At 50.7% G+C, this 211-nt stretch carries 1 rRNA gene; it reads left to right on the forward strand.

Features of this window, described 5'->3' with window-relative positions:
• Positions 1-211: ribosomal RNA gene (locus tag A7A76_RS01250) — 16S ribosomal RNA — on the forward strand; the annotation flags it as partial.

Raw genomic sequence — 211 nt, forward strand, 5'->3', positions numbered from 1 at the left:
GGAATTACTGGGCGTAAAGGGAGCGTAGGCGGACTGTTAAGTTAGAGGTGAAAGCCCAGGGCTCAACCTTGGAATTGCCTTTGATACTGGCAGTCTTGAGTACGGAAGAGGTATGTGGAACTCCGAGTGTAGAGGTGAAATTCGTAGATATTCGGAAGAACACCAGTGGCGAAGGCGACATACTGGTCCGTTACTGACGCTGAGGCTCGAA

This window comes from Lysobacter enzymogenes (assembly GCF_017168095.1).
GTDB lineage: Bacteria > Pseudomonadota > Gammaproteobacteria > Xanthomonadales > Xanthomonadaceae > Lysobacter > Lysobacter enzymogenes_D.